This window comes from Acidimicrobiales bacterium (assembly GCA_035531755.1).
Taxonomy (GTDB): domain Bacteria; phylum Actinomycetota; class Acidimicrobiia; order Acidimicrobiales; family UBA8190; genus DATKSK01.
Window position 1 is genome coordinate 1 of sequence record DATKSK010000007.1, and the last position, 20,250, is coordinate 20,250.

The window sequence follows — 20,250 nt, forward strand, 5'->3', positions numbered from 1 at the left end:
TGCGCCACGGGGTCGACCGAGGTCATCCTGCACGGGAGGATCACGGGCAACACCCCGACCAGTCCCAGCACCGACGGGGGCGTGAAGGGCGGAGTCCACACCAAGCTGTGCTTCGACGCCGCCGGGAACCTGAGCCTGCTGCCTGGGCAGAGGTTCAAGCTCTGATCCACCACGGCTGAAGGTGGGCGCCCCATCGCCCGCCTTCGGTGTCAACGAGACGTGGCGAGGAGGTCCCCCGCAAGAGGACCTCGAGGGGCGGGGCTTCGGCCCCGCCCCTGCTCGCTCGGTCGAACGACTGCGTATGTCATGCACGGGGAAGGCGGGGGAACGACTGGGACCCCCGGCACGGTTGTCACCGTCCGGCTCTCAGCTCTGCCGTCTTCCCCGTGGGTGGCGTGATCACGCTCCACCAGGTCCGACTGCCCCTGGTCGGTTCCATATTCCGTCCTACGGAGTGGTGAGCGTGTCGGTGTCCCATGCCCACCGGATGGTTCGATCCTGCGTGGGCACCCGGGTCAACCCCCAGCTGCGCGCCTTCTCGCCCGCATCCCGGAGGGACCCGTCGAGACCGGTGACGGTCCCGTCGGCGTAGTACACGATGATCCGCATGAGTCCGGCCTCCTCGTCCCCCGGGAGGGAGGTGATGACACGCTCCACCAGGGGACCGAGGCCAGGTTGCGCGAACGCCTGGCGTCTGCCGCGCAGGGTCGACTGCATGCCTGCAGCACTCACGCGCGCACCCGCCGGCGATTCGCCACGCCCAGCAGCACGATGCCCGAGACGAGCAGGAGGCCGCCGACCAGCAGCGGCAGGCGAGGATCGAATCCAGTGACCGCAAGACCTGTCGGTGTGGGCGATCCCGACGCGCCCGGAACCGCCGTGCCGGAGCCGAGCCCGTTCCCGGTGGGTGTGGGGGCCGTCACGCCCGTGTTCGTGTGCGGCGTGGCGGTCACCGCCGCGCACGTCTGGGCCGTGATGGTGTTGTGGTCCAGCGTGACCGCGCCGTTGCGGGCCAGCAGCCGACCGTCGATGGTCGCCCCTGTCGTGGCGGTGATGGACGTCAGGGCGAGGACGCTCCCGACGATGTGCGAGCCGGTCCCGAGCGTCGCGGAGCTCCCGACCTTCCAGTAGACGTTGCACGCCGTGCCGCCGTTGAGCACGATCACGGAACTGCTCGACGCCGTGATGAGGGTCGACGACGCCTGGAAGATGAACACCGCAGCCGGGTCACCCAACGTGTTCAGCGTCAGGGTGCCGGTGAGCCCGAGGGTGGGACTGGTGTAGACGCCGGGGGTCAGGGTCCGACCGCCGAGCTCGGTGGCCACGGCCGTGGCGGGGCCGGCGCCGGCAGCAGTGTTGTAGCCGGTGGTGAGGTCCGTCTTGGCCTGCTGTGTCACCGCGTCGCCGACATGGTTGGTGCCGCCGAGTGTCACCGATCCGAACCCCGTCTCCGACGGGGTCGGGAACGTCCCGACGTCACCGGTGATCGTGGTCGGCCCCGTGTTCGTGATCCCCGCACCGGACAGGACGGCGAAGGACCCGGCGCTTCCCAGGCCGACCGGCGCTTGCGCGGCGTCGGCGGGGAGGCTGGGAAAGAGGACGGCCGTACCCACCACCACGACGGCCAATGACGCCAACGGAGCCAGGTGGTGATGCCCGCGCGGGCCGGAACGGATAGAGCGGTGTGGGCGATCGAGCCGCATGACGTACCTCATCACTGTCGGGAGAGGTCACGTCGAGCCAGGTGGCGGGTTTCCGATCCTCCGGAATCCTGTCCGAAACCAGGCGCCCCTCTCGGGGGGTCTGCCTGCTGATATCGGCACAACAGCGTGCCTTCTTGAGCAGGAGAGTGGAGCCTTGTCACGCGACAGGGGTGCCACGACCCCACCGACCGAAGCTTGCGGCTCCTTACGTCTTCGACCGGTTCCGGGCCGACAGCGCCCCTCTCACCGCTGCTCTGGTGGTCGACCGTCGACCCACAGCTGTTCCCGTGCATGGGAGGGCCGCCGCCTGTCACCGAGCCGAAGGGCACCGAAAGCTCCGGACAGGGGTGCATCTTTCCGTCCGATCAGTACCCACCTGAGCCGGCGCGGCGCATCCGCCAGGAGCAGCATGGCGAGGCCGAGCACGATGAGAACCCCGCCTGCAGCGACGATCCAACCGGTGGCCGCCCCGGGGCCGGTGAACGCCAAGACGCTCGACGAGGCCCGGACCACGGGCGACGCCGTCGACGACGGCCCCGCGGGGTCGCCCGTCGTCGAGGACGACGCCTTGGTGGCCGCCGCCGCGGTCGTGGTCGGGGACGTGCTCGTGGACGCCGTCGAAGTCGTGGCTCCGGGGCCGGCCGTGGTGGAGGTGCTCGCCGGGTCGGAGGTGGTGGTCGTGGCGCTCACCGGTGCTACGGGTTCGGTCGTGGTGGGCCCCGCCCCGGGCACCGGCGGCGTGGTGGTCGGCACCGGTGGCTGCGAGCCCGGGAACAGGATCGGGGCCGTGGCGCTGTCACCGGCCGCGTCGCCGTACCGGAGGCTGCAGGTCGCGCCGGCGGCCTGCTGGGCCGGCGTGGGCGGGCAGGGGTAGTTGGCGGCGTCCGCCGCCGGGTCCTGTCCGGCGCTGTCGGTGCCCGGGCATGAGGTGATGATGTCGGCCGACGAGCCGCACGGCGGCCCGACCGTGCCGGTGGCGACGGTGTAGGTGGTCGACAGGTCCCCGGTGGCGGAGGTGGTCACCAGGTTCAAGGTGGGCGCAGTGCACCCGACCGGCACGGCCGAATCGACCGGCGAGCCGAGCGACACCGTCGGCTGACCGGGGGTGTCGTTGCACTCCAGGACGTTGCCCGGGGAGCCGTCGGCGAATCCGCTGCCGGTCACCGAGACGCTCGTCCCGTCTTGCAGGTCGGTGAAGGGGCTCACGGTCAGCGTCGGCGCCCCCGTCACGCCCACGGTGGCGATCACCGGCGAGACGGGCGTGCCCACCGGGAACGTCGACACGATGCCCGTGGGCTCCGTGTTGTTGGGGTAGGCGGCGCACCGTAGCGTCAGGTTGCTCCCCGACACGACCAGGACCAGTTGGACGAACCCGTCCTGGGTGATGGTGATGGCACCTCCCGACGCCGTGAACGGACCGATGGTGGCAGCGGGTGACGGCAGTGTGAGGGGGACGCCGGTCGGGGGCACCGGCGACGGGATCGGGGCGTTCAGGTTCATCGTCCCGGTGGAGATCTGTGCCGGGGTGGCACCGCTGGCGTCGACGGTGGCCGTCGCCGTCCCGGTGATGGCGCTGTTGCCCAGCGCGGCTGCGGCCGAGGCGATGCTGGCCGGGATGGTGAGCGTGGTCTGGTAGCCAGTGAGGTTGAACTGGTCCCCGGGAGCCGGACCGGCCGGCGTGATCGTGCCCGTGGTGAGGACGTTGTTCAGGGCGATGTTACCGACCGGCGTGCCCGGGCAGTACAGCTCGTAGGATCCCGGCGGTCCGGGCGGCGGCGGCGGGGGAGGGATGGAGGTGGCGCTGCCCGTGGCGATGAGGGGATTCGTGTACCCGGTGTTCGGCTGGCGCAGGGACAGGCCCGTGGGCACGGTGTCGTTCACCAGCGTGGTGCAGAACAACCCGAAGCGATCGCCGAAGGCGGTCACGTCGAGGTTGGCGCCGGACGCCGACACGTCGATGGGACCACCGCCGGCGGTGAACGTCTCGGGTTGGGACCCCGGCGCCGGCGTGGCGGTGAACTGCACCCCCGAGGCCGGCACGGGCGACGGCAGGGTGACGTCGAACGACATGTCGTCGACGCCCGGGTAGGGGTACGGATACGGGCCCGGGTAGGGGTACGGGCCCGGGTACGGCCCGGGGTACACGACGGTCGTCGTGCTGGGTACGGGCCCGGGCGAGGTGGTCGCCGTCAGCGCCGGGGTCGGCGCCACCGAGATCCCGGGGCCGGGATAGCCGGCGAACTGCGTCCCGGTCACGTTCAGGAACAGCGACAGGTCCCCGCTCAGCGTGGTGAGCCCGAGGTTCTCGGCCTGCTGGGCCACGCTCTGGGGGATGGTGAACTGTGTCTGCAGGTTGGTCACCTGGAATTGGTCGCCCTCGTTCAGCGACGCCGGCGTGATGGACGCCGTGGTGACGACGTCGTTGAGGCCGATGTTGCCCACCGGTGTGTTCGGGCAGTACAGCTCGTAGGGGGCGCCCGGCGTCTGGTTCCCCGTCCCGGGATTCCCCGGCACCGAGGTCGTGGTCGTCGTCGTGGTCGGCGTCCCCGAGGCGCTGGCGGTGGCGATGATGGGCCGGATGGGCGTGGCCGCCGGTGGCGTGCCGGTGGAGCCGGAGGTGGCGATGCTGTCGTTCGGGAAGGCGGTGCACGACATCTTGAAGGCCTTGCTCGACAATTTGGCCACCACCAGGATCGACTGGTCCTGGGCGATCGTGATCGGCCCGCCGCTCGCCGTGAAGGGACCCACGCTGGTGGGCGACGACGGGATGTCGAGCGCCAGCCCCGTGGGGGGGACCGGGTTCGGTATGGGCAGGTCGAATCCCATCGAGCCCGTGGGCACCTGGGACTGTGTCGTCCCGTAGGCGTCCACCTCGCCGGCCGCCAGTCCGTCGAAGCTGCTGTTGCCGAGACCGGCGGCAGCGGCGACGTCACCCGACGGGACGGGGATGTCGGTCTGGTAGCCCGTCACCTGGAACTGGTCGCCCGCCGCCAGGGTCCCGGGCGAGACGGTGGCCGAGGTGGTCACGTCGTTGAAGACGAGGTCACCCACCGGCGTGTGCGGGCAGTACAGCTCGTAGGGCCCGGTGACCGCCCCCGCTGCCGATGTGGTCGTGGTCGACGGGCTCCCCGCGGCGGCGATGGCGGGCGACAGGGGGAGCCCCGGCGGGATCCCCTGGGCGAAGCCCGTCGGCAGGACGTCGTTGGGGTACGCCGAGCACTCCAGGGGAGGGAGCCCACCGGGAATGGCGATGTCGTTGAACGTCAGCGTGATCGACGACCCCAGCGACAGCGCGATGTTGCTGCTGGTGGCGGTGAAGGGGCCGATGGTCGCCGGCGTGGAGGGTACGGCGAGAGGCAACCCCGACGACGGGACGGGGGTCGGGATCGCCGTGGTGTAGGCGAGGGACCCGGTCGGCATCGACGTGGGCGTCGCACCATTGGCCACGATCGTGGCGGAGGCGGTCCCGGTGATCATCGTGTTCCCGACGGCGGTCGCCGCCTGGATGATGTCGGCCGGGACGACCAGGTTGGTCTGGAAATTCGTCAGGCTGACCTGCTGTCCGGGCGACGGCGACGCCGGCGAGAGGCTGCCGGACATGACGACGTCGTTGAACACCAGGTCGCCGATGGGCGTGTTCGTGCAGAAGAGCTCGAATGCCGAGGTGTCTGCGAAGGCGGGCGCAGTGAGGGCCTGCACGGTCACGCCGACAATCATCAACGAGCCGGCGAGGAGCGCGACGGCACCGGCCACACCGATGCGGGCGGCGACGACTGGAGAGCGTCCCATCGGACCCCCTGTTCGCTCGGACCGGACGCGCAAGACGCCGCGGGCCCCCCGTGTCATCGGATCAGAGTGCCCGCCCCGGAACATCCCCAATATTGAGGAAACGCTGGCAGGGTCCGACCGGTGTCGGTCCGTGGTGTGCCACTCCGAGCCTGCTCTCCCCATCGGGCCGGCCGCCGGCGACCGTGCCCAGGGATCGCGATCGACGGGAGGGGGCCGTGCCCTCGGGGTGCTTACGGGGCTCGGCCGTCGGTCCGGAGTCGATCAGCTCGACGGTGCACGTCGGCGCGTACCAGCGGCCGCCCCACGCGTACTACTTGCCCACGCGTACTACTTGCCCACGCGTACTACTTGCCCACGCGTACTACTTGTAGGTGAATTGGTCCTTCGGGACCGACGAGCTCGTGCCGAGGGGGGTGCTGACGGTGATGTCGACCGTCCCGATGATCCCTGCGGGTGCCTTCGCCAGAACGATCTTGCCGGAGATCACCCTGACATTGGTAGCCGGGTTGGGGCCGAAGTCCACCTCGGTCGTCCCCATGAGGTTATGACCGGTGATGGCCACGACCGTCCCACCGGCGGCGGGCCCGTGCCGGGGGGCCACGTGCGTGACGACCGGGGCCACGTTGGTGTACGTGAACTGGTCGCCGGTGGTCGGCACGCTCGTGCCCGCGGTCGCCGTCACGATGACGTCGACCGTCCCGGCCACGCCCGGCGGTGAGGTCGCGGTGATCAGGTGGCTGGTGATCACCGTGACGTCAGTGGCCGCATTGGCACCGAAGGCGACAGTTGTGGCCCCGGTCAGGTTGTACCCGCGGATCGTCACGGCGGTCCCGCCTGCGGTCGATCCCCGGTGGGGGGTGACGTGGGTGACGGCCGGCAAGGGCGACCTGTACGTGAACTGGTCCTTCGGCGTCACCAGGCTCGTGCCGAGCGGCGTCGTCACCGTGACGTCCACGGTCCCCGCACCGGCAGGCGCCTTCGCCGTGATGATGGTGTTGGAGAACACGGTGACATTGGTCGCCGGGGTGGTGCCGAAGTCGACCGCCGTGACACCGTTGAGATCCTTGCCGAGGATCGTGACCGTCGTGCCGCCCGCCGGACGGCCGTGGTTCGGGTCGACATGCGACACGACGGGCAGGAGCACCTGGTAGGTGAACCGGTCCTTGGTGCTCATCGCGCTGGTGCCCGACGGGGTGGTCACGGTGATGTCGACCGTGCCGGTCCCGGCGGGAACGGCGGGAGACTTGGCGATGATGATGTGATGCGACACGACCCTGAAGGTCCTAGCGGGCGTGCTGCCGAAATCCACGCCGGTGGCGCCGTTCAGGGCGGTCCCGGTGATGGCGACCGCCGTACCACCGAGCGCCGACCCGTGGCGCGGGGCGACGTGCTTGACCACCGGCGCGGCGGCCGCGGCACTGGCGACTCCCGGCGCCGCCGCCAGGACGATGCCGACTGGCAACACGATGACGGCCGCGCCCAATGCGAGCTTGCGAAACATGGCCCACCTCCCAAGAAACCCCGCTCATCATGGCCCGCCGGGGATGCAGTGTCCACGGCTCCGGACCACGAGGGGAACGTCATAACGCTTCCATAACAGTGGCTGGGAAGCTTCGGTGACGTGCCTGGGAATATCGAGACAATTGCCACGTCTCGTGCCGTGAGCACCACCATCGCGAGTCACGAGGGGCGCACGGCCCGGATCACGGCATCAATGGCTTCGGCCTCGCCGGCATCGGTCGCGACGGGTCGCCGCACCCGCTCGGCTCGCTCGACACGTAGGGACGGCACGAGGTCGTCGGCAACCTCCTCGGGCGTGAACAGCACGGACGCGTCCTGCGGGCCCCCGACACCTTCGGACAGGTTGGACGCGTCGTGACCGATGACAAGAAGGACACCGCCGGGTGCCAGTGCCGCCGCGACGTGTCCGAGCACCGTCCGGCGGCGGTCGGCGGCAAGGTGGAGATAGAGCACGATCACGAGATCGAAGGCGCTGGGCGGGGGTTCCCACGCCACGAGGTCCGCTTCGATCCACGTCACGTCGACCTGCCGGTCGGCCGCCAGCCGGCGCGCCTTGGCCAGGCCGGTCGAGGAGAAATCGACGCCGACGACGTCCCAGCCCCGCGAGGCCAGCCACACCGAGTTGCGACCTTCGCCGCATGCCACGTCGAGTGCGCGCCCGGGAGCCATCGACCCGACTTCCTCGACCAGGAACCGATTCGGCTCCGCCTTCCATATCAGTTCGTCGGTGCCGTACCGCTCGTTCCAGTCACTGCGGTCCACGATTCCTCCTCGTACGATATCGCTGTCCGTGCTCATCGCTCTCGGAATACCGGGTGGGAGATCCGGTTGACACTCGTGGCGGGATCTCCCGACGAGGGCTCGCATTCGAGGTGCCGCGTTGGCCCACAACCCAGGTAGCGCGTCGACGGGGGAGCTTCCCCGGGCGGCCTCGGTCCTGGCGGTGTGCGCTCACCCCGACGACGAGAGTTTCGGGCTCGGTGCAGTCCTCGCCGCATTCGCGGAGGCTGGATCGCGCACCGCGGTGATCTGCTTCACGCACGGCGAGACGTCGACGCTCGGCGCCGACGCCTCGGAGCTCGGCCGGATCCGCTCCGCAGAGCTGGCCGACGCCGCGGCCGAGCTCGGCGTGGGCCATGTGGAGCTCCTCGACTACCCCGACGGTGCACTGGCCCACCAACCCCTGGCCCCGCTCACCGAACACGTCTGCCGGGTGGCCACGCGGGTCGGGGCGGACCTCCTCCTCGTCTTCGACGAAGGCGGCATCACCGGGCACGCCGACCACGATCGAGCCACCGAGGCCGCGCTGCGGAGCGCTGAACACACGCACCTGCCGGTCCTGGCCTGGGCCGTGCCCGAACGAGTGGCGACCGCCTTGAACGCCGAGCTCGGCACCGAGTTCGTGGGGCGCGCGACGGAGCATCTCGACGTCGTGATCGAGGTCGATCGCCGGCGTCAGCACCGGGCCATCGCCCGGCACGAGAGCCAGGCGACGGACAACCCCGTCCTCCGGCGTCGGCTCGAGCTCCAGGGTGACCATGAAGCGTTTCGCTGGCTCCGGCCGCCCCGCCGATGACGGGCCACCTCCGCCCCGATCGGCCGGCGGAGCCGGCATCCCGCCCACACGCGGTCCCCCCTCGGGGGCGAGGCGCGTGCACACGGGCTCGCCCGCTGCGGTCAACCGACGGGGGTGGCGGTGAGCCTCGCCAACGCGGCGGTCAAGCGGGCGGCCGCATCGGCGGCCAGCTCGGAGAAGGCCGGACCGGCCATGAGCTCGCGTGGGTCGGCGATGGAGATCGAGGTCCTGCCGTCGTCCTCGCGTAGCACCACGTTGCACGGGAGCACCAGCGCCGCTGCGGGGTCGAGCTCCAGGGCCCGATGAGCGAGCGTCGGGTTGCACGCGCCGAGGATCTTCATCGGCGGGCCGTGCACGCCGAGTTTCGCCTCGAACGTGGCAGCCACGTCGATCTCGGTGAGGACACCGAAGCCCTCCGTCGCCAGGGCTCCGCGCACGGCTTCCTCGACGCGGTCGAGGGGCTCGTCGATCACGGCATCGATGGAGCGCACCGGTGCCGCCTCAGCTCGACCCGAGGCCGAGGTCGACCTCGATCTGCCGCCGTGGCTTGGCACCGACGCTGGCGGCAACCGCCTCACCGTCGCGGAACAAGGCGACCGTCGGGATGCCTTGAATCCCGTAGCGCGCCGCCACCGAACCGTTGGCGTCGACATCGACCTTCACCACCTTGAGCGAGTCGCCGTGCGCCGCGGCCAGGGCCTCGAGCTCGGGCGCAACGGCGCGACACGGGCCGCACCAGGCGGCCCAGAAATCGACGACCACAGGCACCGTGGCCTGCAGGACCTCGACGTCGAAGGTGGCGGGATCGTCTGCGTGGGTGATCGTGGACATGGTGGGAACGCTCCTCTCAGGCGAGCTTCATGAACATCTTCTGGACAGCGTCGATCGGATAGCCGTCTGCCTCGGCGTCCTCGGGGTGCTCGAGGCAGTAGGAGAGCCCGGCTGCCACCAGGCGGAATCCGGCCTGCTCCAGCGCCTTGGTGGCAGCCGACAGCTGCGCCACGACGTCGCGGCACTCACGACCTTCGCCCAGCATGCGGTCGACACCCTGGACCTGGCCGGCCACGCGGCGCAGCCGCTTGCGCACATCGTCGACGACATCCTCGGGCAGCTGCATCAAATCTCCTTCCGTCGCGCGTCCGGATTGCTCTCTGGCGGGGTCCGTGCGGGGCTCAGCCCGACACCGAGCAGCGGTTCGGGCCGACCTCGAGTGGTCGCAGGGCGGCCAGCGCCACATCGGCGCGACCCAAGTTCGCCTGCACGATCTCGACGTAGTTCGGCGGCCGGGGCGTGGAGCGGGCGGTCGCCCACGTCACGAACTCCGCCTCGTCGTACGACAGGGGGGCGAGTGCGCTGCGCAGGTCGCCGATCGACGCACCGACAGGGCGGTCGGGCCGCACGACGACGTCGCTCCCGTAGTGCCCCGGCAGCACGAGGACGTCGTCGGACATCGAGAGCACGCGGTCGTGGAGCGACCGGTACAGGTCGTGGGCGAACTCCTCGGCCCGCTCCGCCAGGTCGGGGCGGCCCACGCTCTCGACGAACAAGGTGTCACCGGACAGCGCCACCTGGTCGGAGACGACGTATGTCGTCGACCCGCGGGTGTGGCCGGGCGTGTGGACGGCGACGACACCGACGAACGCGCCGCCGGGAAGCTCGAACCGGTCACCGTCGCCGAGCGCCTCATAGGCGAACTCGAAGGGGTCGGCCGGATTCAGGTGCAGGGTCGCGTTCGCCTCTGCGGAGAGCAGGCGGGCGCCACTCAGATGGTCGGCGTGCAGGTGGGTGTCGAACACCCGGGTGATGCGCCATCCGTGCTCGTCGGCCAGGCGGATGTACACCGCCGTGTCGACCGACGGGTCGATGACGAATGCTTCGTCCCCAGCTCCCACGACATAGGACAGGCACCCCTTGCCGCGCCGGCGCACCTGGACGACACGCACGCCGTCGAGCTCGAGGGTCACCGAGTCGTAGACCAGGGCCCACGCCGCCATGCCGCCCGACAGGTTGGCTGCCCGGCGCCCGTCGTGGCTCAGCACCTCGGCCGCCGAGGACGACCGGTTTCCGGTCGCACAGACGGTGACGACCTCGCAGTCGGCCGGGACCTCGGCGATCCGGGCCGCCAGCTCATCGAGCGGGATGTTGACGGCGCCCGGGATCGACCAGGCGGCGAACTCACTCGGCTCGCGCACGTCCAGGACGAAGGGCTCGGCCGCGGTGCCCAGTCGGGCCGCCAGCTCCGCGGCTTCGGCGTCTCTGTACATCACCCACTCCTCGGCGGTTCGGGCCCTCGCGGACCTCGGCGGCACGATCACCGGTTGCAACCGGTACCCCAGGGGGTATATTCCGTGGGTACCACGATACCCCACTGGGTATCAGGTCGACGACAGGACCCGGGAGGCTTCACGTGGGCTGGTTGCGGAAGATGGCAGGCGGCGGTGCAGGAATCGGTCCCGGGGACGCCGATGTCCTCCTCCGTTCGGGCGCCGTCCTCCTCGACGTCCGGGAGCCCGCCGAATGGCAGGCCGGGCATGCCCCGGGGGCCCGGCACATCCCCCTCGGCGCCCTCACGAGCCGACTCGACGAAGTCCCGCGCAGTCAGCGGGTGGTGGTCGTGTGCAGGTCCGGGAGCCGTTCGGCCCGGGCGACGGCGCTCCTCGCCCGATCGGGGTTCGACGCCGTCAACCTGGAGGGCGGCATGCTGGCCTGGGCATCGGCCGGCCTGGCGGTGCACGCCCGCGACGCCTCGCCGGGAACGGTCCTGTGAGGCTCCTGCTCACCTTGCCCCTGGGCGTGCTCATCGGCCTCGCCCTCGGCGCCGTGGGCGGCGGAGGGTCGATCCTGGCGGTGCCGGCCCTCGTCTACGTGGTGGGGCTCGGCCCCAAGCAGGCCGTGACGACATCGCTGGTCGTCGTGGGAGTGGCCGCCCTCGGCGGCATGATCGGGCATTGGCGCGGCGGGCGGGTCGCCGTCGGGGCCGGGCTGTGGTTCGGCCTGGCCGGCGTCGCCGGCTCGTTGCTCGGGACGCGCCTGAACCGCGCCGTCGACCCCAACGTGCTCCTCGCCGCCTTCGCCGGTCTGATGGCGATCGCCGCGTGGCGGATGTGGGCGACGGCGCGTGGGCGTGACCGCCGCGCCTCCGGCCCCGCCACCCAACCTCCGGCCCACGCTGCCGCCTCGCCCGCCTCGCCCTTCTCACCCACGGAGTCGATGGTCGCCGGCGGCGGCCCGGAAGCGCTGCCGACGGCGTCGGGCGACCGTGCCCTCGCCATGGGCCGGACGTCCACCGGGGCGGTCCCGGCCGCACCCGCAACCCGTGTCCGCATGTCGACCGTGGCCAAAGTGGTCGTGGCCGGCTCGCTGGTCGGGTTCATGACCGGGTTCTTCGGCGTCGGTGGGGGCTTCATCATCGTGCCCGCGCTCGTGCTGGCCCTGCGCTTCGACATGCCGACGGCCATCGGGACCTCGCTCCTCGTCATCGCCGTCAACTGCGGGGTCGCGCTCACGTCCCGACTGGCGACGACCGGCGTGGTCTGGCACGTGGCCATCCCGTTCACCGTCGCCGGCCTGGTGGGCGCGGTCACGGGCAACCACATCGCCAATCGGATGCGCGCTCCGACCCTGGTGCGCTGGTTCGTCGTCCTTCTCGTCACCGTCGCCGCCTACACGCTGGCCCGCTCGGCCGCATCGCTCTGACACCGCATCGCTCTGACACCGCATCGCTCTGACACCGCGCCCCACCGTTTCCAACGACCCGACCCCTTCCGACGACCCGACCCCGGAGATTGAGGAGCCCCACCGTGGCACCGAACCAAGACACCCTGGCGATCGAACCCGCACCTCCGGCCGGCCCGACGGCCGCTCCGAGGCCGAAGAGGGGCCCGATGGCCCGCCTGGGGGCGTGGTCGGCCACGCACCTGCGCGCCGTGCTGCTGGTGTGGCTCGCGGTGCTCGCCGCCTTCGGCGTCTTCGCCCCCCAGGTCGAGCATGCCCTGGCCGGTGCCGGCTGGCAGGACTCGACGAGCCAGTCGGTCAGGGCCCGGGCCGTCATCGAGCGGGACTTCGCCGGCCTGGGCGCCACCGCTCTGCAGGTGGTGGTGGTCGACAGTCACCACCCGATCGCCACCGACCCTGCTGCCCGGGTGGTGCTGGCCAAGGTGACGGCGCTCCTCCACGCCGACCGCCGGGTCTCGGCCGTGGTGGCGCCTCGTCCCGGCAGCTCCCTGTCCGCCGACGGCAGGACCGGCATCGTGACAGCCGGTGCCGCCGCCGATGCCAATGCCATGGTGCGCGCCGCCGACGCGCTCGCCGGCCCGCTGCACCGGCTGTCCGAGCCGGGGCTCTCGGTCACCCTGACCGGTGACAGCGCGCTGTGGGCGAACTTCAACTCCGCCAACCGCAGCGCCATGCTCCGCTCGGAGATGCTCTCCTGGCCGGTCACGATGGTCATCCTGGCCATCGCCTTCGGCAGCCTCGTCGCGGCAGGGCTCCCCCTCATGCTCACGATGGTGGGATTGCTCGTCGCGGCAGGCGCTCTCGTCCTCGCCACGCACGTGGCGCCGGTGTCCATCTGGGCGCTCAATTTCGCCCTGATGTTCGCGCTCGCGCTCGGGATCGACTATGCGCTCTTCCTCGTGGTGCGGTTCCGGGCGGCCCTGGAGCGCCGGGGAGTGGGGCCCGACGACCGGGTCGGCGTCGTCGCCGCCGTGGCCGAGACCGTGGACACCGCGGGCAAGGCCGTCGCCTTCAGCGCCCTGACCGTGCTGGCCTCGTTGGCCGCCATCCTGCTCGTGCCGAGCCCCGCCTTCCGGTCCATGGCACTCGGCATCATGCTGTCGGTGGTGGCGGTCCTGGCCGCCACCCTGACGCTCCTGCCCGCGGTCCTCGGGCGCCTCGGAACCCGGATCAACGCCGGCCGCATACGGCTGCGGCGTCGTTCCCGGCCCCGGGGCCGGGGCCTCGACGCCCGTCTTCACGCCTGGGGCCGCCTCCTGTGGCGCCACCCCGTCCCGGCGGCGCTCGGCGCCCTCGCGGTGCTGCTGTTGGCGGCCGCGCCGGTTCTGGGGCTCCGGACGAACATGCCCTCGATCACCATCGTGCCGGCATCCGCCAACGCCCGGATCGGGTTCGACCAGGTCACCCGGGCCTTCGGCGCAGGCGCCCCGGGGACACTGCAGGTCCTCGTCCCGACCGGCCGCCGGCAGACCGCGCTGGCCACCCTCACCCACACCGCCGGCGTCGCCGGGGTCGTGCCCGGCCCGAGCCACGCCGGCTGGACACTCGACCAGGTCGTGCCGGCCACCGGGCCCTCGACAACCGCAACCGGGTCCACCATCGACCGGATCCGGAGGGAATTGCCGGCCGGCACCCTCGTCGGTGGGGCCGCGGCCGAGAACCACGACCTTCAGCAGTCGCTGACCGCCCACACTCCGCTGGTATTCGGGGTCCTCGCCGGGATCGGCTTCATCCTGCTTCTCATCGCCCTCGGCGCTCCACTGGTCGCCGCCGCCGGTGTCGTCATCACGGCCCTGTCGGTGGCGGGAGCATTCGGGGTGGCGCGCCTCATCTTCCAGGACGGGCACCTCTCCGGCCTGCTGAACTTCACGCCCCAGGGATTCGTGGACGCCTGGGCCCCGCTGTTCTTCGGGGCGATGGTCTTCGGTGTCGCCATGGACTACACGCTGTTCCTTCTTTCCGCGGCGAAGGAGAGCTACGAGACGCACGCCGATCCCGAGCACGCCATGGTGGGATCGGTCCGCACCTCGGGACGAGTGGTCCTGTCCGCCGCCGCCGTCATGATCGCGGTCTTCCTGACGTTCGCGCTGTCCGGGCCGCTGGCACCGAAGGAGATGGGCGTCATCCTCGCCGTGGCGGTCGCCCTCGACGCCATCGTCGTCCGCCTCGTCCTGCTACCCGTGCTGCTGCGCTTCGGGCACCACCGGAGCTGGCACCTGCCACGGTGGCTGGCGCGGATCCTGCCCCGTATCCGCTTCTCCCACTGACGCCCGTGGACCACGACGGCGCGTCCGGGAGCCGGCTGCTGATGCGGCGCCGCGTGCTTCGGTTGCCGGTTAGCCTTCCGACGTGAGCTTCTACCGGGAGCAGGTCCTTCCTCGCCTCGTCGACCGCGCGTGCGGAACGAGCGGCCTGCGGCGCTGGCGTGCCGGGGTCACCGAAGGGCTGACAGGTCGCGTCGTCGAGATCGGGTTCGGATCGGGCCTCAACGTCGAGTACTACCCGTCCACCGTCGACCGGGTCCTCGCCGTGGAGCCCGCCGCTGTCGCCCGTCGTCTTTCGAGCAAGCGCGTGTCCCGGTCGGCTGTGCCCGTCGACCATATCGGCCTGGACGGGCAGGCGATCCCCCTCGACGACGACAGCTGCGACAGTGCGCTCTCGACCTTCACGCTGTGCACGATTCCCGACGTGCACCAGGCGCTGGCCGAGCTGATGCGTGTGATGCGTCCCGGTGCCCGGCTCCACTTCCTCGAGCACGGGCTGGCGCCCGATCCCGGCGTGGCCGCCTGGCAGCGTCGGCTCGAACCGCTGCAGCGCCGCCTCGCCGACGGATGCCACCTCACCCGGGAGCCGGCTCGCCTGGTGACCGAAGCGGGGTTCACGATCGAGCACGTCGAGGAGCGGTACGGCAAGGGCCCGAAGCCGTGGAGCTGGTTCACGTCCGGGTTGGCACTGAAGCCCTGATACCCCCCTGTGACCGGGGCCGGACGGTCAGCGGGGGCAGCCGTCGGCTCAGCGCGCCCGGGGCGCCACCCGCTCGAGGAACAGGGCCCGGCGGGGGCAGTCCCGCACGGCGCGTTCGGCCAGGTCCGCCAGACGCGGCGGCACCGGGCCGGCGCCGATCACCGGAAAGCCCCACTCGTCGAGAGACACGACCTCGGGCAGCAATTCCGCGCAGTACCCGAAGGCGTCGCAGGTGACGGGATTGACGCGCAGGTGGACCTCGACGGCGGTGATGGGCACGGCGGCGTCACCTCCCCCGTGGTCGCCCGTGGCGCACGGCGTCGACGGCCGATGGCGGCACGGGGAGGACCGGCGCCGCGCTCCAGGCCCGGCACGGGCGGCGCCGGCCGTGCTCGGCGAAGTCCGTGGCGAACACATCGAGGGCACTGCGCACCATACGGACGACGCCGTCGGGGTGACGGCAGGCGCCCCGGCCCTCCACCTCGCCCAACCGGTGGCGGAGGCGGGCGAGGGTGTGGCGATCGCCGTCGGCGCGCGCCAGGTCGACCAGGTCCCCGGCCACGGCGTGCAGGCCGAAGATGCACGGCCCGCACTGCCCGGCGCTCTCGTCGGCCATGTACGTGGCCACACGTGCCGTCTCGGCCACACCGCACGACGAGGCCGGTAGGGCGACCAGCACACCGGCGCCCACGGAGGCCCCGACGGCGGCCAGGGGCCCCGGCGCGTACGGCGTGCCCAGGCGCTCGGGCGCCAGCCACGAACCACCGTACCCCCCGACCAGGACGCCGCCGACCGGCTGGTGGCCGACGCGGCGCAGGATGGCGTCGATCGTCGTCCCCAGCTCCACCTCGTAGACGCCGGGACGGTCCACCGCACCCGAGGCCGAGACGAGGCACGTGCCGGGCGCGTCGGGCGTGCCCACGGCGCGGAACCATTCCGGTCCGTGCCGGGCCACGAGGGCGACGTGGGCGAGGGTCTCGGCGTTGTGGACCAGGATCGACCGGCGCCCGACCGACAGGGGCACGCCCTTGGCCGCACGGAACTGGGGATGGGCGAAGCCCCCGGCGAGCCAGGCCGCCAGTGCCGACTCCTCGCCCGTGATGTAGCGCCCGGGCGGCCGCACCACACTGCCGGGTGTGCGCATCAGCCCGGCCGCCACGCGCTCGGCCAGCGCAGCGCGCACGCGCTGGGCGCTGTCGTCGCGGTCGTCGGCCACGCACACCGTGATCTCGCGCGCCGACACGGCCATGGCCACGAGCTCGGCGCCGTCGAGCACGAGGTGCGGGGCCACGTCGAGCAGCGCCCGGTCCTTGCGGCTGGCCGGCTCGCCTTCCATGGCGTTGACGATCACGGTCGGCCGTCCCCGGCGACCCTGGACCACGTCCCATTTCCGGGCCGTGGGAAAGCCGCCACCGCCCCGGCCGGTGAGCCCCGACGAGCGCACCGCGTCCACCAGGGCCGCCGACCAGCTGGCGTCGTGGCGGTGCGGGAGCGGCACCGGGCCGTGGGCGGCGACATGGCCGGCCAGGTCACGGCCCGCCTGGTGGGCGGGAAACACCCGAGCCGTCCACTGGCCGTCACGGGCGGGCGCCACCGCGCCGGCCGACCTACTGGCCGGCACCGAGACCCCCGTCGTCGCCGGTCCCCGTGGCGGAGACGAACGTGCCCGACACCTGCGAGCCGTTGATGGTCACGTCGACGACCAGGTCGAGGCTCGATGCCGCCCCGTCCCGCAGTCCCAGGACGATGCGCGCGCCGTCGAGCTGGACGATCTGGCCCCGGTACTGCGTCGGCGCGCCCGGCGAGCCGAAGGTCGCCCGGCTCTGGTCGAGCACGACGCCGCCCGACCCGTCGGGGGCGCCGTTCATCACGATGTCGAGGACGGCGGAGAGCGTGCCCGCGGTGCGGGCCCTGATCTCGATGCGGACGGACCCCCCTGCCTGGCTCTGCTGGGCCAGGGTTCCGGTGAACGAGGCCCGGTAGGGGGGCGCCGGCAGCGCCCCGGCGGCCGGGGACGCCGCGGCCGGGGACGACGTGGTCGGCGACGACGTGGCGGGGGAGCTCCCCGCCCGGACCACGGCCGCCGCCGGCTGGGCGTGGCCGAGCAGCGACCGCGGGGTGCCGGCCCGCGCCGCCCACCCCGGCCGCAACGGACCGGTGGCCGTCCACGCCGCCAACGTCAGCACCGCCACCACGCTCACCGCGCCGGCCGCCACCCGGGCGCCGACCTGGGCCCGGCGCGTCACGGCCAGGCGCCAGCCGATCGACGCCAGCACCGACCCCACGCACACCACGACCAGCGCGATCACCCACCGCAGGCGGGGGTCCGTGCCCGTGCCGAGGCCGTGCACCACGGCGAGCGGCCAGCTGGCGTAGGAGAGCCAGTGCAGGGCCCGCCACGTCCGGGGATTGATCCGCTGTCGCAGCAGGCTCGAGATGGTGACCGCCGCCAGCAGGTCGACGGCGACGGTCCCGAGCCCCAGCCACAGGCGCCGGTACGAAGACGTGAACGGCACGACCACCGACAACCACCCGATCGGCGCGTAGGAGTCCGACACCGTGGTGACCACGTGGAGGGCGAGGAAGACGACGGCGAGCAGCGAGATCCGCCGGTGCAGGTCCCCGACGGCGAAGCGCGGCCAGCTCACCGTCGCGAACCGCATCGACGTGAGCACACCCAGGACCACGGTGCCGGTGAGCAGCACGAGCGCCACGATGCCCGTGGCCCTCGTCGTGTACCACAGCAGCTGCGAGGACGTGACGGCCGTCACCACGTGCCGGTCACCACCCGGTGCCGCCCGACGCCACCACGGGGGCGCTCCTCGTAGGGGCGGGCGCCGGCGCCGATCCGGTGCCGGTCACGCCCGCGCCGGTGTTGCCCGTCGTACCGGTGGCGCCCGTCGCGCCGGTGGCGCCCGTCGAAGCGACGGCGGGCCCCGTGGCACCGGCCCCACCCGTGGCGGCCGATCCCGACGAGCCGGAGCGACCCGGGATCTGGTGCGCCACCACGCCGATGATGACGGCCACCGCCGCGGCGGCACCCGCGGCGGTCACGCGAGACGTCCGGCGGACGCGTTCGAACACCTCGCTGCGCTGATCGTGCCGCCCCATCCCGTAGTGGGACGTGGTCATCGGGCATCACCTCGCCCCCATCGTGCACGGCGCACCATGACCGCATCATGAAGATCCCCTGAGAGGTCACTGAGAGCCCGCCCGGTTCGTGGTCGGCCCGGCGCAACGCGGGCCGAGCGAGAGATCACCCATGTCGCGCCGGCGCCCTACGCGAAATGGGAGGGCCGAAGCCCTCCGATCTCGCAGGGGGAGTGCGTCACATGCTCCCGGACACGACCGTAGGCGCAGGGGCGCCCCGAGGGCCACTGACCGTGGGGTCAGCGCGCCGCTTGCCGATGTCCGCCCGGACGGGCACCCACCGACCGCCCCTCAGGGCCGGACGATGACCTTCCCGGCGTCGGGGTCGCGCTCGAGCCGGGCGAAGCGCTCGGGGAGCTGCTCGAGGCTCACGGTCTCGGTCACCATCGGCAGGGCGTCGATGCGATGGCTGTCGAGGGCGTCGAGGGTGCTCGTGAAGTCCTCGCGGCCGTAGTAGATCGAGAAGCGCAGGTCGAGCTCCTTCCCGATGGCCCAGAACGGGAAGATCTCGTCGGTCTGGGGGCAGATGCCGACGACCACCACGCGCCCGTCGACCGCCGCCATCTCGATGGCCTGCTCGATCAGGCCCGGGCGGCCGCTGCACTCCACGACGACGCTCGGGCCGCCCCCGGTGGCCTCGGCCACCGCTCCCGCCACCGGGCCGTCACCGGGGTCGACCACGGCCGTCGCCCCCAGGCGCAGCGCCAGCCGGCGTCGCAGGGCCGACGGCTCGCTCACGGCCACGGACGCCACCCCCGTCGCCCGTGCCCAGGCCACCGCGGCCAGGCCGATGGGGCCGGCACCGAGCACGGCCACCCGGTCCTGCGCCGTCACCTGGCCGCGCCGGAAGGCGCGCCGCACCACGGCGAGCGGCTCCACCAGCGGCTGTTCGTCGGCGCTCACGGCCGCGGGGAGCGCGAAGAGCTCGTCGCTGCGCACCGTCACGAATTCGGCGAACCCCCCGGGCCGTTCCAGCCCGATGAGCTGGAACTGGGCACAGTGGTCGGCCCGGCCCCCGATGCAGTACGGGCACCGCCCGCAGCCCGAGAACGGCCGCGCCACCACCGCCGTGCCGGTGGGCCACCTCGACGCATCGACGCCGTCGCCCACGGCGGCCACCTCGGCGGCGATCTCGTGGCCCAGCACCGCGCCGGGCTCGGCCAGCTGGCTGGCGAGGTGGAGGTCGCTGCCGCAGATGCCACAGCCGGTGACCCGCAAGAGGGCCTCGCCCGGCCCCGGCGAGGGGGTGGGCACCTCCGCCATCTCCAGGCGGGGCCGTTCGGCGCTGAGGACGGCGGCGCGCACCGGTCAGGCGCCGATGACCACGACGGGGGGATCGGAGACGCCGTGCTGCTCGGCGCAGGCCGCCAGGTAGAAGGGCAGGATCCCGTGGGCGTCGATCACGAGCTCGACGTTGCCCTCGGCGTCGAGGTTGAGGTTCGCCCCGTGGATGGCGAACCACACGTCGGTGTCCCCGTCGTTGGAGGCCGGGACGTGCAGGGTGTGCACCGAGCCCGCCGGCTCGTAGAGATAGGAGCCGGCCCGGTTCACCACGTCGGGGTACTCCTGGTAGAACCACGAGCCCGTCTGGGTGAAGGCGAGCACGTGCCCGGTGTGCTTGTGGGTCTGGATCGTCGTGTCGGGCGGGAAGTGGTTCCGCACGATCCACACGCCGTTGGCCAGGTCGACCTGCAGGAGCTGCAACGTGGCCCCGTCGCCGATGTCGACGAAGGGCAGCTCGTCCTGGCCCCGGTGGATGGCGGTGGGCGGCATGTCGGTCACGGTCATCGGACTACCTCCTGATGGTCACAG

General features: G+C 72.1%; 20 protein-coding genes. 5 read left to right on the top strand and 15 right to left on the bottom strand.

Annotated features, from left to right (window positions below; all coding sequences use genetic code 11):
• Nucleotides 1-447: 447 nt before the first annotated feature.
• From VMV22_01425 to VMV22_01445, 5 genes are all read right to left on the bottom strand, one after another.
• The gene (locus VMV22_01425; protein ID HUY20978.1) at nt 448-732 is read right to left on the bottom strand and encodes a hypothetical protein; all 285 of its coding nucleotides are present in this window, start codon (nt 730-732) and stop codon (nt 448-450) included.
• The gene (locus VMV22_01430) at nt 729-1,619 is read right to left on the bottom strand and encodes an ice-binding family protein (GenBank protein ID HUY20979.1); all 891 of its coding nucleotides are present in this window, start codon (nt 1,617-1,619) and stop codon (nt 729-731) included. The genes VMV22_01425 and VMV22_01430 overlap by 4 nt, the downstream gene beginning before the upstream one ends.
• Before the next feature lie 327 nt (nt 1,620-1,946).
• Nucleotides 1,947-5,492, bottom strand: a complete 3,546-nt coding sequence (locus tag VMV22_01435; GenBank protein ID HUY20980.1) for a hypothetical protein — start codon at nt 5,490-5,492, stop codon at nt 1,947-1,949.
• Nucleotides 5,493-5,853: 361 nt separating this feature from the next.
• Nucleotides 5,854-6,993: an IPT/TIG domain-containing protein gene (locus VMV22_01440; GenBank protein HUY20981.1), complete on the bottom strand. Its 1,140-nt coding sequence runs from the start codon at nt 6,991-6,993 to the stop codon at nt 5,854-5,856.
• Nucleotides 6,994-7,172: 179 nt separating this feature from the next.
• Nucleotides 7,173-7,880 carry a class I SAM-dependent methyltransferase gene (locus tag VMV22_01445; protein ID HUY20982.1) on the bottom strand — a complete coding sequence of 236 codons (708 nt, stop codon included), beginning with the start codon at nt 7,878-7,880 and terminating at the stop codon, nt 7,173-7,175.
• 13 nt (nt 7,881-7,893) lie between these two features.
• Here VMV22_01445 and VMV22_01450 point away from each other — a divergent pair, with 13 nt between their 5' ends.
• Complete coding sequence (locus VMV22_01450; GenBank protein HUY20983.1) at nt 7,894-8,589, top strand: PIG-L deacetylase family protein; 696 nt, start codon at nt 7,894-7,896, stop codon at nt 8,587-8,589.
• A 101-nt stretch (nt 8,590-8,690) separates the two neighbouring features.
• Here the strand turns inward: VMV22_01450 and VMV22_01455 are convergent, their stop codons facing one another.
• The 4 genes from VMV22_01455 to VMV22_01470 are packed head-to-tail and all read right to left on the bottom strand — an operon-like array spanning nt 8,691 to nt 10,853.
• On the bottom strand, nt 8,691-9,080 hold the full coding sequence (locus VMV22_01455) for a DUF302 domain-containing protein (protein ID HUY20984.1): 390 nt from the start codon (nt 9,078-9,080) through the stop codon (nt 8,691-8,693).
• Between the two features lie 10 nt (nt 9,081-9,090).
• Nucleotides 9,091-9,420, bottom strand: coding sequence for a thioredoxin (trxA, locus tag VMV22_01460; GenBank protein HUY20985.1), 330 nt, complete (start codon nt 9,418-9,420; stop codon nt 9,091-9,093).
• A 16-nt stretch (nt 9,421-9,436) separates the two neighbouring features.
• On the bottom strand, nt 9,437-9,706 hold the full coding sequence (locus VMV22_01465) for a metal-sensitive transcriptional regulator (GenBank protein ID HUY20986.1): 270 nt from the start codon (nt 9,704-9,706) through the stop codon (nt 9,437-9,439).
• A gap of 55 nt (nt 9,707-9,761) precedes the next feature.
• Nucleotides 9,762-10,853: an MBL fold metallo-hydrolase gene (locus tag VMV22_01470; GenBank protein HUY20987.1), complete on the bottom strand. Its 1,092-nt coding sequence runs from the start codon at nt 10,851-10,853 to the stop codon at nt 9,762-9,764.
• A gap of 161 nt (nt 10,854-11,014) precedes the next feature.
• Here VMV22_01470 and VMV22_01475 point away from each other — a divergent pair, with 161 nt between their 5' ends.
• The 4 genes from VMV22_01475 to VMV22_01490 all read left to right on the top strand — a co-directional run bounded on the left by VMV22_01475 (nt 11,015) and on the right by VMV22_01490 (nt 15,288).
• Nucleotides 11,015-11,356 carry a rhodanese-like domain-containing protein gene (locus VMV22_01475; GenBank protein ID HUY20988.1) on the top strand — a complete coding sequence of 114 codons (342 nt, stop codon included), beginning with the start codon at nt 11,015-11,017 and terminating at the stop codon, nt 11,354-11,356.
• Nucleotides 11,353-12,285, top strand: a complete 933-nt coding sequence (locus VMV22_01480; protein HUY20989.1) for a sulfite exporter TauE/SafE family protein — start codon at nt 11,353-11,355, stop codon at nt 12,283-12,285. The genes VMV22_01475 and VMV22_01480 overlap by 4 nt, the downstream gene beginning before the upstream one ends.
• 188 nt (nt 12,286-12,473) lie before the next feature.
• Nucleotides 12,474-14,591: an MMPL family transporter gene (locus VMV22_01485; protein HUY20990.1), complete on the top strand. Its 2,118-nt coding sequence runs from the start codon at nt 12,474-12,476 to the stop codon at nt 14,589-14,591.
• 82 nt (nt 14,592-14,673) lie between these two features.
• Nucleotides 14,674-15,288, top strand: coding sequence for a class I SAM-dependent methyltransferase (locus VMV22_01490; GenBank protein ID HUY20991.1), 615 nt, complete (start codon nt 14,674-14,676; stop codon nt 15,286-15,288).
• Between the two features lie 48 nt (nt 15,289-15,336).
• Here the strand turns inward: VMV22_01490 and VMV22_01495 are convergent, their stop codons facing one another.
• The 6 genes from VMV22_01495 to VMV22_01520 form a co-directional block, all read right to left on the bottom strand.
• A complete protein-coding gene (locus tag VMV22_01495) occupies nt 15,337-15,567 on the bottom strand; it encodes a ferredoxin (GenBank protein HUY20992.1) in 231 nt (76 codons plus the stop codon).
• 7 nt (nt 15,568-15,574) lie between these two features.
• Nucleotides 15,575-16,846, bottom strand: a complete 1,272-nt coding sequence (locus VMV22_01500; GenBank protein HUY20993.1) for an NADH-ubiquinone oxidoreductase-F iron-sulfur binding region domain-containing protein — start codon at nt 16,844-16,846, stop codon at nt 15,575-15,577.
• 49 nt (nt 16,847-16,895) lie between these two features.
• Nucleotides 16,896-18,059, bottom strand: a complete 1,164-nt coding sequence (locus VMV22_01505) for a ferric reductase-like transmembrane domain-containing protein (protein ID HUY20994.1) — start codon at nt 18,057-18,059, stop codon at nt 16,896-16,898.
• A gap of 10 nt (nt 18,060-18,069) precedes the next feature.
• Nucleotides 18,070-18,420, bottom strand: a complete 351-nt coding sequence (locus tag VMV22_01510) for a hypothetical protein (GenBank protein ID HUY20995.1) — start codon at nt 18,418-18,420, stop codon at nt 18,070-18,072.
• Between the two features lie 309 nt (nt 18,421-18,729).
• Entirely contained in the window at nt 18,730-19,743 is a 1,014-nt protein-coding gene (locus VMV22_01515; GenBank protein ID HUY20996.1) for an alcohol dehydrogenase catalytic domain-containing protein, read from the bottom strand.
• 3 nt (nt 19,744-19,746) lie between these two features.
• Nucleotides 19,747-20,226 carry a 2,4'-dihydroxyacetophenone dioxygenase family protein gene (locus tag VMV22_01520; protein ID HUY20997.1) on the bottom strand — a complete coding sequence of 160 codons (480 nt, stop codon included), beginning with the start codon at nt 20,224-20,226 and terminating at the stop codon, nt 19,747-19,749.
• Nucleotides 20,227-20,250: the final 24 nt, after the last annotated feature.

Excerpts from the sequence above, each read along its gene's own strand:
- VMV22_01445 (HUY20982.1), bottom strand. The coding sequence starts at position 7,880 with ATGCGAGCCCTCGTCGGGAGATCCCGCCACGAGTGTCAACCGGATCTC.
- trxA (HUY20985.1), bottom strand. The coding sequence starts at position 9,420 with ATGTCCACGATCACCCACGCAGACGATCCCGCCACCTTCGACGTCGAG.
- VMV22_01485 (HUY20990.1), top strand. The coding sequence starts at position 12,474 with ATGGCCCGCCTGGGGGCGTGGTCGGCCACGCACCTGCGCGCCGTGCTG.
- VMV22_01510 (HUY20995.1), bottom strand. The coding sequence starts at position 18,420 with ATGACCACGTCCCACTACGGGATGGGGCGGCACGATCAGCGCAGCGAG.
- VMV22_01475 (HUY20988.1), top strand. The coding sequence starts at position 11,015 with ATGGCAGGCGGCGGTGCAGGAATCGGTCCCGGGGACGCCGATGTCCTC.
- VMV22_01435 (HUY20980.1), bottom strand. The coding sequence starts at position 5,492 with ATGGGACGCTCTCCAGTCGTCGCCGCCCGCATCGGTGTGGCCGGTGCC.
- VMV22_01470 (HUY20987.1), bottom strand. The coding sequence starts at position 10,853 with ATGTACAGAGACGCCGAAGCCGCGGAGCTGGCGGCCCGACTGGGCACC.
- VMV22_01465 (HUY20986.1), bottom strand. The coding sequence starts at position 9,706 with ATGCAGCTGCCCGAGGATGTCGTCGACGATGTGCGCAAGCGGCTGCGC.
- VMV22_01520 (HUY20997.1), bottom strand. The coding sequence starts at position 20,226 with ATGACCGTGACCGACATGCCGCCCACCGCCATCCACCGGGGCCAGGAC.
- VMV22_01440 (HUY20981.1), bottom strand. The coding sequence starts at position 6,993 with ATGTTTCGCAAGCTCGCATTGGGCGCGGCCGTCATCGTGTTGCCAGTC.